This window comes from Lancefieldella parvula, from assembly GCF_963547875.1.
Taxonomy (GTDB): Bacteria; Actinomycetota; Coriobacteriia; order Coriobacteriales; family Atopobiaceae; genus Lancefieldella; species Lancefieldella parvula_D.
In genome coordinates, this window is record NZ_CAUUSI010000024.1 from 1 (window position 1) to 13,096 (window position 13,096).

The 13,096-nt window shown below is 49.5% G+C and carries 10 protein-coding genes; 7 read left to right on the forward strand and 3 right to left on the reverse strand.

All coding sequences use genetic code 11. From position 1 onward, the window contains the following. Window positions 1-1,599: heavy metal translocating P-type ATPase (locus RWJ96_RS06450; protein ID WP_314019556.1), on the forward strand; the 1,599-nt coding region annotated here is incomplete at its 5' end. A gap of 101 nt (window positions 1,600-1,700) precedes the next feature. Here the strand turns inward: RWJ96_RS06450 and RWJ96_RS06455 are convergent. Together RWJ96_RS06455 and yfbR are read right to left on the reverse strand one after the other, a co-directional pair. Further along, entirely contained in the window at window positions 1,701-2,528 is an 828-nt protein-coding gene (locus RWJ96_RS06455; RefSeq protein WP_314006934.1) for a methyltransferase, read from the reverse strand. A 37-nt stretch (window positions 2,529-2,565) separates the two neighbouring features. Next, on the reverse strand, window positions 2,566-3,183 hold the full coding sequence (gene yfbR / locus RWJ96_RS06460; RefSeq protein ID WP_314006936.1) for a 5'-deoxynucleotidase: 618 nt from the start codon (window positions 3,181-3,183) through the stop codon (window positions 2,566-2,568). Between the two features lie 280 nt (window positions 3,184-3,463). Here yfbR and RWJ96_RS06465 point away from each other — a divergent pair, with 280 nt between their 5' ends. The 3 genes from RWJ96_RS06465 (at window position 3,464) to RWJ96_RS06475 (ending at window position 6,914) form a co-directional block, all read left to right on the forward strand. Next, window positions 3,464-4,711, forward strand: a complete 1,248-nt coding sequence (locus RWJ96_RS06465) for an amidohydrolase family protein (RefSeq protein WP_081933327.1) — start codon at window positions 3,464-3,466, stop codon at window positions 4,709-4,711. 125 nt (window positions 4,712-4,836) lie between these two features. Beyond that, on the forward strand, window positions 4,837-5,982 hold the full coding sequence (locus RWJ96_RS06470) for a GTP-binding protein (protein WP_314019557.1): 1,146 nt from the start codon (window positions 4,837-4,839) through the stop codon (window positions 5,980-5,982). Window positions 5,983-6,062: 80 nt separating this feature from the next. Further along, window positions 6,063-6,914: an NAD-dependent deacylase gene (locus tag RWJ96_RS06475; protein ID WP_314019559.1), complete on the forward strand. Its 852-nt coding sequence runs from the start codon at window positions 6,063-6,065 to the stop codon at window positions 6,912-6,914. A gap of 113 nt (window positions 6,915-7,027) precedes the next feature. Here the strand turns inward: RWJ96_RS06475 and RWJ96_RS06480 are convergent, their stop codons facing one another. After that, window positions 7,028-8,695, reverse strand: coding sequence for a putative manganese-dependent inorganic diphosphatase (locus RWJ96_RS06480; RefSeq protein WP_314019560.1), 1,668 nt, complete (start codon window positions 8,693-8,695; stop codon window positions 7,028-7,030). A gap of 251 nt (window positions 8,696-8,946) precedes the next feature. On the opposite strand from RWJ96_RS06480, the gene RWJ96_RS06485 reads away from it, so the two are divergent. From RWJ96_RS06485 to RWJ96_RS06495, 3 genes are all read left to right on the forward strand, one after another. Continuing rightward, window positions 8,947-9,753 carry a hypothetical protein gene (locus RWJ96_RS06485; RefSeq protein WP_314019561.1) on the forward strand — a complete coding sequence of 269 codons (807 nt, stop codon included), beginning with the start codon at window positions 8,947-8,949 and terminating at the stop codon, window positions 9,751-9,753. Continuing rightward, entirely contained in the window at window positions 9,743-11,554 is a 1,812-nt protein-coding gene (locus tag RWJ96_RS06490; RefSeq protein WP_314019562.1) for an acyltransferase family protein, read from the forward strand. Before RWJ96_RS06485 ends, RWJ96_RS06490 begins: the two co-directional genes overlap by 11 nt. Before the next feature lie 667 nt (window positions 11,555-12,221). After that, window positions 12,222-13,096, forward strand: an 875-nt coding sequence (locus RWJ96_RS06495; RefSeq protein ID WP_314019563.1) for an ATP-binding cassette domain-containing protein, incomplete at its 3' end; no start/stop codon positions are given.

Sequence of the window (13,096 nt, forward strand, 5' to 3'; positions counted from 1 at the left end):
TTCTTCCAGGTAGGAGAGGTGTTTGAACACCTTGCTTCCGATAACAGCAAGAAGTCTATTGCCAAGCTTATGGATATTCGCCCTGATAGCGCAACGGTTGAGCGTGACGGACAGCTGCTCACTATCTCTCCAGAAGAGGTTGGGCTGGGAGAAATTATTGTGGTCAAGCCCGGCGATCGCGTCCCGGTGGACGCAGAGATCGTCGAGGGTTCTACCAGTCTTGATACCGTTGCTCTTACTGGTGAGAGCGTGCCTCGTGACGCAACAGTGGGGGATACCATTATCTCGGGCTGCGTAAACCTTTCTGGTGTGGTTCGTGCCCGCGTTACCCACCTCTTTGAAGACTCTACTGCTTCCCGCATCATTAAGCTGGTAGAGAGCTCAAACCAAAACAAGTCCAAGAGCGAGAGTTTTATTCGTCGTTTTTCTCGCGTGTATACTCCAGCAGTTGTTTACAGTGCCATTGCGCTGGCGTTTTTGCCACCACTGCTTTCGGGAGACTTTGTAGCTAACGCTTCTACCTGGGCTGTAAGGGCGCTTACCTTCCTTATTGCCTCATGTCCTTGTGCGCTGGTAGTTTCCGTGCCACTGGCCTTCTTTGGCGGTATTGGCGCTGCTTCGAAGGAGGGCATCCTAATCAAGGGCTCTGCGTACATTGATATGCTTTCTACCCTTGATACCGTTGCATTTGACAAGACCGGTACGTTGACCGAGGGTGTCTTTGAGGTCCTTGCTGTTCATCCTCAGGCCATTGGCGAGAAGGACCTTCTGCACCTAGCTTCTCACGTTGAGATGCACTCCACGCACCCCATTGCTGCAGCTCTTCGTGCTGCTTATCCAAGCGAGGACGATGACTGTGTTATCACGGACATCAAAGAAATTGCTGGTCAAGGCATTTGCGCTAACGTGAATGGTAAGAGCGTTGCTGTTGGCAACAGCGCACTTATGGAGAGCGTAGGAGCTTCTTGGAAAGCGTGCGAGAACCACGGAACCATCATTCACGTGGCTGTTGATGGGACCTACATGGGCCACATTGTTATTTCTGACCGCGAACGAGCTGATGCTCCAGCAGCAATCGCTTCCCTCAAAGACGTTGGCGTTTCTAAGGTTGTTATGCTCACGGGCGATAAACGCGACGTTGCAGAAGAGATTGCTGCTCAGATGGGCATTACTGAGGTTCGTGCTGAACTGCTTCCACAGGATAAGGTAGCTGCGGTCGAAGGCCTTCTCGCCCAAAAGACAGCTGGTAAGTCCCTTGCTTTTGTCGGTGACGGCATCAATGATGCACCCGTTCTTGCACGCGCTGATGTAGGCGTTGCTATGGGCGGTTTGGGGTCTGATGCTGCTATTGAGGCCGCCGACGTAGTTCTTATGGACGACAAGCTTTCTAAGCTCTCAAAGGCCGTAAAGATTGCTCGTCATACCTTGGGTATTGCAAAGCAAAACATTGTGTTTGCTATTGGAGTTAAGGTTGCTGTTTTGATCCTTGCAGCCTTTGGTTTGGCTCCCATGTGGCTAGCGGTCTTTGGAGACATAGGCGTTATGGTGCTTGCGGTTCTTAATTCCACTAGAGCTTTGAATATAAAGTCGATCAAGTAAAAGAGTCAGGGCTGCTGGCCTAAAAAAGAGCGCTCGCAAAGGAGCGCTCCTACAAAGGTTGTTTTCACAAACGGCTGTTTCTACACATAGCCAATTACAAATTACTGAGCCTTCTTACGAAGTCTACGAGCACGGTTTGCAAGATTGCGGACCGTGCTTTCCATTCCATGAGGAACGTAGGTTAGTGACTCTAAATCTTCTGGAAGGTAGTCAACAAGACTGACAGGCTCTGTGGGTGTGAAATCTGCTGGCACAGGACCTGGAGCAATCAGATACGCGTGAACCTTAGCACCCTGGGCACCAAGTTTTTGCTCATACTCGCTAGGAACGTCATTTGGAAAATCAGCCTGAGCATCACGCGTTTTCCAAATAAAGTTGTAACCAGCAACTTCAACTTGCTCAAGAGAAAAATCAAAAAGTGGCTGACTGTCCGTTTTAAGACGAACAACACCCTCTTTAGCCAAAACATTTCTATACTGCATAAGACGCTCAGCATCGGTGAGGCGCATCTTTGCCTGCCTGATTCGAGGAAATGGAGCAGGGAAGTTGAGATAGATTACAGAGACCTCTTCTGGCGAGAAGTACTCATCAATCTTCATACCAGTACCAGGAACTACGATGGCGTTAGGCACTCCTGCTTCATAAATTGTTTTTGCAGCGTATGAAATGCAGATAGGCTCTGTATCAATGGCTACAAAAAGCACGTTAGGATTTGCCTTAGCTTGAGCGGCAGTAAAAGATCCCTTGCCGCAGCCAAGGTCTACACGGACCTCAGAGAAGGGAACATGCCCCTCAGCAGTAATTGGCGCACACGCAGAAGCCCACGTACCTCTCAAAGCCTCTGGATGAGGTTCAATGACGCTGGAATACGCCTCTAAGCGCTCTTCCAGAACAAAGTTTTTAGGCAAACGTGCATGTAGTGCGCGCAAAGTAACTCCTCAACAAGTGGGTAAAATCAGCGTTTCTTTACAGAAGCTGATCAAGCGTTTCTCCGTACGAAGGTAGGAATTCTGTCATAAAATCGCGCACTTCTGGAAGAGAATCTGCTAAATCTTCAACAACTCCACGAGTTGAGGCTTCAGCGGTAATAAATTCTGAGTTTCCAGACTGAGCCTCCTCAATACACTTAATAAGTGCTGCAATCTTATCTGCAGCTTTAATAAGCTTTCTAAGATAAGCTTCACTCTCTGAAGCCTCAGTGCTGTGAGTAAGCACCTGAGCATAGGCATCTTGCAGGTCTTCTGGCAGTGTGGAGAGAATGGTTTTCTCGGCACGTGCCTCTACCTGATGATAGGCATCTCTAATCTCTGAATTAGCATACTTTACAGGCGTGGGCATGTCTCCGGTGATAATCTCTGATGCATCGTGATATATACCAATAAGAGCTGCACGATCTGCGTCAAGATTTCTGTGATAGCGCACATTTGCAATAGTTGCTAGGCAGTGAGAAATAACGGCCACGTCAAGGGCGTGTTCAGCAAGGCTTTCTGATCGAGAATTGCGCATAAGCGACCAGCGCTCAATGTAGCGCATGCGAGATATAAGTGCAAAAAAGCTGGACTGCGACGAAGAATTCTGAGACATTGCCCCTCCTTAATTTGTTTTCTCAACCTTACCACGGATACCGGACAAAAACTGTTTTGACACAACTATGCAATGTAGTCATAGCAAATATGAAGTAATCAAATACTTTAGATGTTTATATGAAATTATTGATATCTGAACATCCGTTCATGGGTATTTTTGCTCCGCTTACCGGCAACCATGGCTAACTTATTCCAAAGGAGTTAACCCGGGCTTACTATGCAAGTAAACCTCGTCCGTTTAAAAGAAGTGAGCGGACAACAAAGGAAGGATGGGAAACATGAGTAAGTATGCTTTTGTAGGCGGCAAGCTCGTTGACGGTACTGGCGCTGCACCAGTTGAGGACTCCCTTGTCCTTATCGATGACGACAAGATTACCTATGCTGGTCCTCGTAAAGAGGTCCCAGAGGGATATGAGGTACGTGACGCATCTGGCCATACCGTAATGCCTGGTCTTGTTGATACACACCTGCACTTCTCCGGCAACCTGACTGACAACGATAACGACTGGGTTATCGAGTCCGTTGCTCAGAAGCAGGCATGCGCAGTCAAGCAGGCTTATGACGCTCTTACCCACGGCCTCACCACTGTCGTTGAGATTGGCCGCAATGGTATTGCTATCCGCGACCTCGTGAACATGGGCATTATGCAGGGTCCTCGTATCTTTGCTACCGGCCTTGGCCTTTGCCGCGTTGCTGGTCACGGTGACTCTCACCACCTGCCACTGCAGATTTCCAAGGATGGACACCCTTGGGGCGACCAGGTAGACGGTCCATGGGAGCTTCGTAAGGCAATTCGCCGTCGTCTTCGTGAAGAGCCTGACGGCATCAAGATCTGGGCAACCGGTGGCGGCATTTGGCGTTGGGACTCCGACCGTCTGCAGCTCTTCTGCACCGAGGAGATCAAGGCAATTGCTGACGAGTGCGCACTGGTAGGCATTCCTCTGTACGCTCACTCCTACAATAACTTTGACGCTGCATATGACTGCGTCCGCTTTGGTTGCAAGCAGCTCATTCACGGCTTTGAGCTTGACGAGCGCACCATGAAGCTTATGGCTGAGCAGGGAACATACTTCACCCCAACCATCGGCTTCCTGCCAACTTGGTACGGAACTTATCCACCAGACTGGACTCCAGAGCTTGACGCATTCCCAGGCGAGACTGTTGTCGAGAAGGGCCTTGCACGCACCTATGCTAACCTGCGTAAGGCTTATGATATGGGCATCACCATTACCATCGGCTCCGATTCCTTCAGCTTTGTCACTCCTTACGGCTATGTCACCATCGATGAGATGTATGACTTTGTCGAGAAGGTTGGCATCTCCATCCTTGATACTGTTGCAGCTGCTACTTACAACGGCGCAAAGATGCTTGGCAAGGAGAACGAGTTTGGTGCTGTCAAGGAAGGCCTCTCTGCTGATATCCTCGTAGTCAAGGGCGACGTTGCTAACAACATCCGCGACCTCACGCCTGAGAACATGGACGTCATCATGAAGGAAGGCAAGATTATTGATCGCGGTAGCTTCTAAGCTTCCGGCTCGATAATTTGTAACGCGAAGGTTGGGCCCTGACTCACTTAAGCGTCAGGGCCCACTTTTACCGGTAAGAAGTTTATTCTTTGATATAAAAGTTTGACATTTGATAGGAGCTCACTATGTCTGAACCAAAGCAGGTGAAAATTGTGCTGCTTACCGGCTATTTAGGCGCAGGTAAGACCACTATTTTGAACCACATTCTCTCTAACACTGAAGGTATTCACGCAGCAGTTATCGTCAATGATATTGGCGAGATTAACGTTGATGCTGGTCTTATTAAAGACGGCGGCTACGCTAAAGAAGGCGACGTTATTCCTCTCACTAACGGTTGCCTCTGCTGCACCCTTTCTAATGACTTGGCACTTCAGTTGGGTGATTTGGCTGATACCGAGGAGTTTGACTACATCATTATTGAGGCTTCGGGCATCTGCGAGCCAATCCCCATTACCTATAACATTTCTGCATTCTGCAATCAGAGCCAGCATGCAACTAATCACTCTCACCTCAACCTTGATAACATCGTCGCAGTTGTTGACTGTGCTCGCATGTTTGAGGAGTTCCACAACGGCGCCGATCTTCTCGACCCTGATATTGAAGAGGACGACATCGAGAACCTGCTTATTCAGCAGATTGAGTTCTGCTCTACGCTGGTGCTCAACAAGACCGATCTGGTTACTCCAGAGCAGCTTCACGAGCTCAAGGCGCTTGTTCGCAGCCTGCAGAAAGACGCCGTTATTGTTGAGGCGGTCAACGGTGACATTCCAATGAGCGAGCTTATCAATACGGGCCGTTTTGACTTTGACAAAGCCTACGCCTCCGCTGCCTGGATGGATGCAATGGAGCATCCTGAGGAGCACGAAGACCCAGAGGTTTTGGAGTACGAGATTACCACCTTTGTGTATCGACGCCGTCAGCCATTTGACCTGGATAAACTTAACCAGTTTGTGGCTAGCTGGCCAAAGAATATCATCCGTGTCAAGGGTAGTATCTGGATTTCACAAGACCCCGAGATGAGCTACGTATTTGAGCAGGCCGGCAAGCAGGTCCAGTTCTACGAGAATGGCATGTTCTACGCATCGCTGCCAGAGGATGAGCGAGAAACCCTTCTTGACGAGAAACCCGAGCTACGCGCAGAATGGGATGATGAACTGGGCGATCGTCAAACAAAGCTGTGCTTCATTGGCCGTCATATGAATCATGAGGAAATTGAAGCCGGTCTGGATGCATGCCTTACTGAGTATGTTCCTGACGAGTTTGATTACTAGCGTTTTCAGCGCCAAGAGCTCCGGCGCTTGAGACGAGGGACCCAGTTTATCCGGGTCCCTTTTTAGGTTAGAGGTGCCTAATGACCAAGATTGAGCAGCTTAAAGACTGGATTCAGTCGTCAGATAACATTGTTTTCTTTGGTGGCGCAGGCGTGTCAACAGAAAGCGGTATTCCTGATTTTAGGGGTACTAACGGTCTGTATCGTCAGGGCGGTATCAAAGTAGAAAACATGACCATTGGCCTGGGCCAAGACGGCTATGACATGGGAAAAGAAGCCTACGACCTGGGAAATGGCGTTACGGTTGACCCCGATAACGAGGAGTCTTTTGCCTACAGTAGGGCGCCAGACTTTACGCTTGAAGAGATCTTCTCGCTTGATGTGTTTTTAGATTACCCCGCAGCGTATTACACGTATTTTAGAAACTCTCATCATTTGGGGGAGGCTCAGCCAAACATTGCTCACAAGTGGCTGGCAGACTTGGAAGCTGCGGGAAAGTTGCGCGCGGTGGTGACGCAAAACATTGACGGACTACACCAAGCTGCTGGTAGCAAGCGTGTGTTTGAGCTCCACGGCAACGAGACGCGTTTTTATTGTCCCGAGTGCGGCCACACCTACACGCTTGATCAGATTGAAGAGCAGTCGTCTGTGGTGCCGCTCTGTCAATGCGGCGCAGTTATTAGGCCTGATATCGTCTTTTACGGAGAGGGTCTTGATATGGACACGGTCTACGGCGCGCTGAATGCTATCTCACAAGCGGAGGTCCTTGTGGTTGCAGGAAGTTCGCTGGTAGTGCAACCTGCCGCCGGTCTTCTCGACTACTACGAGGGCAACAAAATGGCCATTATCAACGACCAACCTACGCCGTACGATGGTCGAGCCAATCTGGTGATCAGAGACAGAATTGGCGCCGTCATAGAACAGCTCCTGTAGAAAAACGCCTACCCGCGAAAGTGCAGGTAGGCGTTACTCATTTAAACAATAGCGAGAAACCCGACGCGCGAGAAACCCGACGCGCGAGAAACCCGACGCGCGAGAAACCCGTGTTAGTTGGCGGTTTCCTCGGCGAGCGTCTGAAGCGTTGCCATGAGAGATGGAACAACCTGCTTCTTACGGCTGACAACACCTGGAAGAACAGCAATGTTGCCGTCAACCTTTACGTTAAAGGCGCGTTCGATGACGTTGGCAGCATTTGCGCCGTAGAAGAGCATCTCGGTGACCTGGCTCTTTACGTCGGTGAACATGTAGAAGACCATTGGAAGCTCTTCGGACTTAGCGGCAGTCTCCAAGAATGGTCCAACAAGTTCCTCCGCAGCCTTGCGGCTGGACTCGGTCATGAAGGAGCCCTGGCCAACGCCAAACTTTACGCCGCCACGGCTGAATACCTTGTAGTCACCGTGGAAGACTTCTTCTGCAGTACGACCAGTGAGGTCTGCGCCAGCGTCAAACATTTGCTCAGAGTAAGCGTCAATGTCTTCTCCGCAAATCTCTGCAAGCTTTTTACCAGCAACAATGTCGCGCTCGGTGCAGGTAGGGGAGCGGAATGCAAGGGTGTCGGAAAGAATTGCAGAGAGCATGAGGCCAGCAATATTCTTTGGAATCTCGATGCCGTACTCGTGGTAGAGGCCATAGATGATGGTGCAGGTGCAGCCAACAGGGACGTTTCTAAAGGTAATTGGGTTAGAAGTTTCAATGGAGCCGATGCGGTGGTGGTCAACAATCTCCATAATCTCTGCCTGCTCAAGACCATCAACTGCCTGAGTGCGCTCGTTGTGGTCAACAAGAATGACATGCTTCTTGCGAGGGTTCAAAAGACCAGGACCGCTGATAAGACCTGCAAAGGTGCCGTTCTCGTTGATAACAGGGAAGAAGCGGTGCCTTGAGTTGGTCATTTCCTTACGAGCATCATCAATTGCGGTGTTGACGCTGAACTTAAGGATGTCGTTAGTGAGCATCTTCTCACGTACAGGCATAGACATGATAAGCAGGCGAGCTACCTCAAAAGTATCGCGAGGAGTGCTGATAATAGCGCAATCACGCTTTTTAGCCAGGTCAATAACGTCCTGAGCAATTGGAGCATCGCAAGAGACAATAAGGCAAGAAGCACCGTGCTCAACTGCGATAGTCTGGTTCTCATGGTTGCCAGCAACAACAATGATATCGCCAGCATCAACAATCTCTGAAAGTGCAGAAGCGCTGGTACCAACGCGAATATTACCCTGCTTAACAACGCCCTGAGGATCACCAAGAACCATGGTGCCACCAAGCGTAGAAACGATATTTGCATAGCTTGTCTTAGCCTTAGAGAGCAGGTTTGGCTCGGAAAGGCTCATGTTTGCATTTGCAATATCTTTAACGGCAATCAGGCCGGTAAGCTCTTCTTCCTCATCAGTAACGCAGAGTGTATCAAGCTTAACGTCCTGCATGAGCTGCCAAGCAGCATAGAGGCTCATTCCAGCATCAACTTTTGGCTGAGCTTGAATTTCTGCATCTTTGATCTGAGGAGTAACCGTAGTAATAAGCTGTGGCTCTTCGAAGCCAAAGTGATTTAGGACAAACGCAGTCTCACGGTTGAGTGAGCCAGCGCGACGAGCTTCATAGATAGGGTTATCAATCTGATTTTTGAGATACGCATAAGAAATTGCAGAACAAATGCTGTCTGTATCTGGGTTCAAATGGCCAATGATATTTACTTTACGAATTGCTTCTGCCATCTTCGCCTCCCTGATAATGTCGATGATGTAACTTTCTAATTAGAACACACTTTAGTAAGCACATTTTGTTTCTTTTTTAATACCACCTTGTAGTGTACCCCTCTCTCTTTTTCCTTAGAACAGAAAATCGCAGAAAAACAGCGGGCGTACCTGTGAATCTGGTAAATGTGTATAGGACAAATGACAATTCAAAAGTTGAAGGAAATTAGTACAATGAAATAGTTAACAAATCGATTGAATTGGAATACCCAGTGAGTTCTCCTACGCGTTTTTCTGCTAAAAAAAGAAACGCTCGTCATATGGTTAAAGCAGCGCATGTCCCTGAGTCTTCATCTGAGGCAAGGGAAGTTGTGCCTGTAGAAGCACCTCAGGCTTCCGTAGAAAAGGCTGATACTACGGCAAGTCCAGTAGCCTCTCTGCAGACTGCATCTGAGCAGCTTTCGTCTGCTTTTGCGTCGTTTGCGCAGCGTAAGCCTGCAGAAGTGTCTGCTGCACAGCCTGCAGAAAAGTCCGCTACACAGCCCGCAGAAAAACCTGCAGAAAATATGCGGTCTAAAGTTGAGCCAGAAAAAGAGAAGCGTCAGAAAACGCCTCTATCTGCCCGCAAAAGCATTCGTGTGGAGAAGCGTCCTCGCAATCAAGCAGATCCAGAACCAGAGCAGCGTCATTCTCGCCCGGTGAGTGCGGGCAGAAGAAAGCTCGAGCTGGTAAGCGTTGTTGCAATTTTGGTGCTTGCGGTGCTCTCGATTGTTCTGGTTAACCGACCAAGTCAAAAAACGCTGGTATTCGGCGACAATCAGGTGACGTATACCGGCACTACCATTCAGGGAAAGATGAATGGTCAAGGCAAGATGACTTTTGAGAATGGTGATACCTACGAGGGAGAATTTGTCGACGGGTATTTCCAAGGTACGGGAACGTATACTTCAAAAGATGGCTGGACGTACGAAGGTCAGTTTGTAAAAGGCCAGGCAGACGGACAGGGAAAGCTCACTACGCAAGACAACATTGTGTACGAAGGAACTTTTAAGCAAGGGATTTATCAAAGTGCGAATTAAATGGTTTTCGCTTGTACGTATAACAGGACTTGTTTTAGTCCTCATATATCACTTTTTTAAGGACGCGCTTCCAGGTGGCTTCATTGGTGTCGACGTATTCTTTACGTTCTCGGGCTATCTCATCACGGCTCTCTTGATTGACGAGTTTGCTCGCTTTAGATCCATCGACGTCATTGGTTTCCTGCGCAGGCGTTTCTACAGAATTGTGCCGCCGCTTGTGTTTATGGTGCTTGTATGCACGCCGTTTCTTCTGCTTGTGCGTACCGAGTTCATTTCCGGTATTAAGTATCAGATTGCCGCAGCTCTTGGCTTTGTAACTAACTACTTTGAGATAGTTCTGGGCAACAGCTATGAGAATCAATTTGCTCCTCACGTGTATCTGCACACCTGGAGTCTTGCCGTTGAGATGCATTTTTATGTGCTCTGGGGTTTGTGCGCCTGGCTGCTTGCTTGCATGAGCAAAACAATTAGAAGCTATAAGGTAAAGATTGCTGGAGCTTCCCTGGTGCTGTTCGTTGTTACTTACTTGGCGATGGCCAACGGCGCCCAAAACTCCACGAATCTTTCTATCCAGTATTTCTCGACGCAAACGCACGTGTTCCCCTTCTTTATCGGTGCGCTTTTATCGTGTGTTGCAGGAATTGCTCAGACGGGCGAGCTCTTTGACCAGCTCGAGCAGAAGCTTTCTACTCAGCTAACGCTTGTGGGCCTTGTGGCAAGCTGCGGCGTTCTTGTCTTCCTGAGCGTCTTCATGCACTTCGAGGATCTCTTCACGTACACCTTTGGTTTCCTTTTTGCCTCGCTCGCAGCAGCCGCAATGATTTTCTTTGCTCGCATGTTGCATCAAAAAACCGAGGGTATCAACGAGCCTGGCATCGTTTCTTTTGTGGCAGATACCAGCTACGGCGTGTATCTGTTCCACTGGCCTTTGTACATTATTTTTGCCGAGAAGGTCGATCCAGTCCTAGCTGCACTCCTAACCCTGGTGCTTTCGTTTGTATTTGCAAGCTGCTCGTTCTATGTACTTGAGCCAGCGCTGGCAGGGAAGTCTCCGGAGATCTTCTCGCGCATCAAGCTTGATGGTCAGAAGGTTTTGCGAGGTACCGGCCTTGCGCTTATTCCTTTTGCTGCGGCCGTTGCCTTTATTGCGCTAACCGCTCCACAGCTTAGCGATTTCCAGAACGATCTGCTGCTCAATGCTTCGTTGCAGGAGCAGAGTACCATGACCATGACTCGCAAGCATGCGGATACCTCGCAGGCAAGCAACTACAACGTTGTTGAGGGAGTCACCTACATTGGCGATTCTGTTTCGCTGCGCGCTCGTTCTTACCTGCAGGATGCGCTGCCCGATGCTCAAATTGACGCTTCTGTTAGTAGAAATGTGGCGATGGGCGTAGATTTGCTGCAGTCTGCGATCGATAACAACACCCTCTACCAGGACGTTGTTGTTGCCCTGGGCACCAACCCTGTTGGCGGCTCCGATGCGGTTGATAAGATTGTGGACATGCTACCGCGCGGACATCGTCTGATTTTTGTCACTCCGTATGACGGTAGAAACTCCGATCCAAATGCTGGTGCAAATGCCATCCGTGCTCATGAGCTTGAACTCGCTCAACAGTACGACTTCATTACCATTGCGGATTGGGCACAGGTTGCTCAGGATAATCCTGACATTTGGGCAGGTACTGACTACGTTCACTTTGGCTCTGATTCAGATTCCATTAATCGTGGTGGCACTCTGTACGCGCAGATGGTCAAAGACGCTGTAGATAAAGCAAATCAGGGCCACGTAAAACCATAAAAGCCTACGTCAAACCATAAGCTCACTTAAACCACAAAGGGCCACGTCAAACAAAAAAGCCTACGTTAGCCCACAATTTTGTTGCCATTCTTCCTACTCGTTCGTAACGACGCGGTTGAACGGCAATTTACAGTGCGATTGTGCTATATAGCTTGGAGATTTGGTGTCCCTTGCGATAAACCATCCGAAGTCGGCTATCTAACGCGAGCCATGATCACAATTAATGGGTCAATTCATTATTATGTATAAATAAGGACCAATATTCGTAATGATGAATAATGATATATAAATAGTTTAACTAACGCTATTTTCGAGCCTCTGGCTACACACTTATGTCGGATAATCTGCTAAATGCGAGTCAAAAAACACACCTAAGTCCAATAATCTGCAAGATATAGAGGTTTTGAGTGCGATGTATACGCCTTTTTGACAGATTATCTGACATAGGTGTGTTTTTGCGTTCCACGTCGCACCCTCGCGCACCGCATCGCGCGCTTACGTTCCGCGTCGCACTCTCGCGCACCGGATCGCACATGCGCACCGCAACGTGACCTTGCGTTTTGCAGACGTATCCTCTTTCCAGCTTCTCTACTGTGGAGTCCTCGCAATATTTCATTAGAATGGACTATGTGAATATTTCATCTGACAGCCCCTTAAGGAGGAGCACATGGCAGAGTTTGTCTATCAGATGTACAAGGCTCGCAAAGCAGTCGGCGAGAAGGTCATCCTTGATGACGTCACCGTCGGCGTATACCCAGGCGCAAAAATCGGCGTCGTGGGTCCAAACGGCATGGGAAAGTCCACCCTGCTCAAGGTTATTGCCGGTATGGAGGACGTCTCTAATGGCGAGGCAAAGCTTACCCCAGGTTACACCGTTGGCCTGCTCCAGCAGGAGCCGCCGTTGGATGAGACCAAAACGGTCAAGGAGAACATTGAGCTTGCCTTCGGTGATTTGCTTGCCAAGATTGCGCGCTTCAATGAGATTGGCGTTGAGATGGGCAATCCTGACGCCGATTTTGACGCCCTGATGGCAGAGATGGGCCAGCTCCAGACCGAGATCGACGCAGCTAACGGCTGGGATCTGGACAGCCAGCTCTCTCAGGCAATGGACGCTCTCCAGTGCCCAGACCCAGACTCTCCCGTCACTCATCTCTCTGGTGGCGAGAAACGCCGTGTAGCCCTGTGTCGTCTGCTTCTCGAGGCGCCTGACTTGCTGCTTCTTGACGAGCCCACCAACCACCTTGACGCGGAGTCGGTGCTCTGGCTTGAGAAGTTCCTGCATGATTACCCCGGTGCTGTCATGGCCGTCACGCACGACCGCTACTTCCTCGACGACGTCGCTGAGTGGATCTGCGAGGTTGACCGCGGACAGCTCTATCCTTACGAGGGTAACTACTCAACTTATCTGGAGAACAAGGCAGCTCGCCTTGAGGCTCAAAACCAGCAGGACGCCAAGCGCGCAAAGAAAATGCGCGCTGAGCTGGAGTGGGTTCGTTCGTCTCCTAAGGCTCGCCAGGCAAAGAACCGCGCACGTCTCGATCG

Coding starts and splice junctions, on each gene's coding strand:
- RWJ96_RS06480 (WP_314019560.1), bottom strand. CDS start 8,695: ATGGCAGAAGCAATTCGTAAAGTAAATATCATTGGCCATTTGAACCCA.
- RWJ96_RS06475 (WP_314019559.1), top strand. CDS start 6,063: ATGACCAAGATTGAGCAGCTTAAAGACTGGATTCAGTCGTCAGATAAC.
- yfbR (WP_314006936.1), bottom strand. CDS start 3,183: ATGTCTCAGAATTCTTCGTCGCAGTCCAGCTTTTTTGCACTTATATCT.
- RWJ96_RS06465 (WP_081933327.1), top strand. CDS start 3,464: ATGAGTAAGTATGCTTTTGTAGGCGGCAAGCTCGTTGACGGTACTGGC.
- RWJ96_RS06470 (WP_314019557.1), top strand. CDS start 4,837: ATGTCTGAACCAAAGCAGGTGAAAATTGTGCTGCTTACCGGCTATTTA.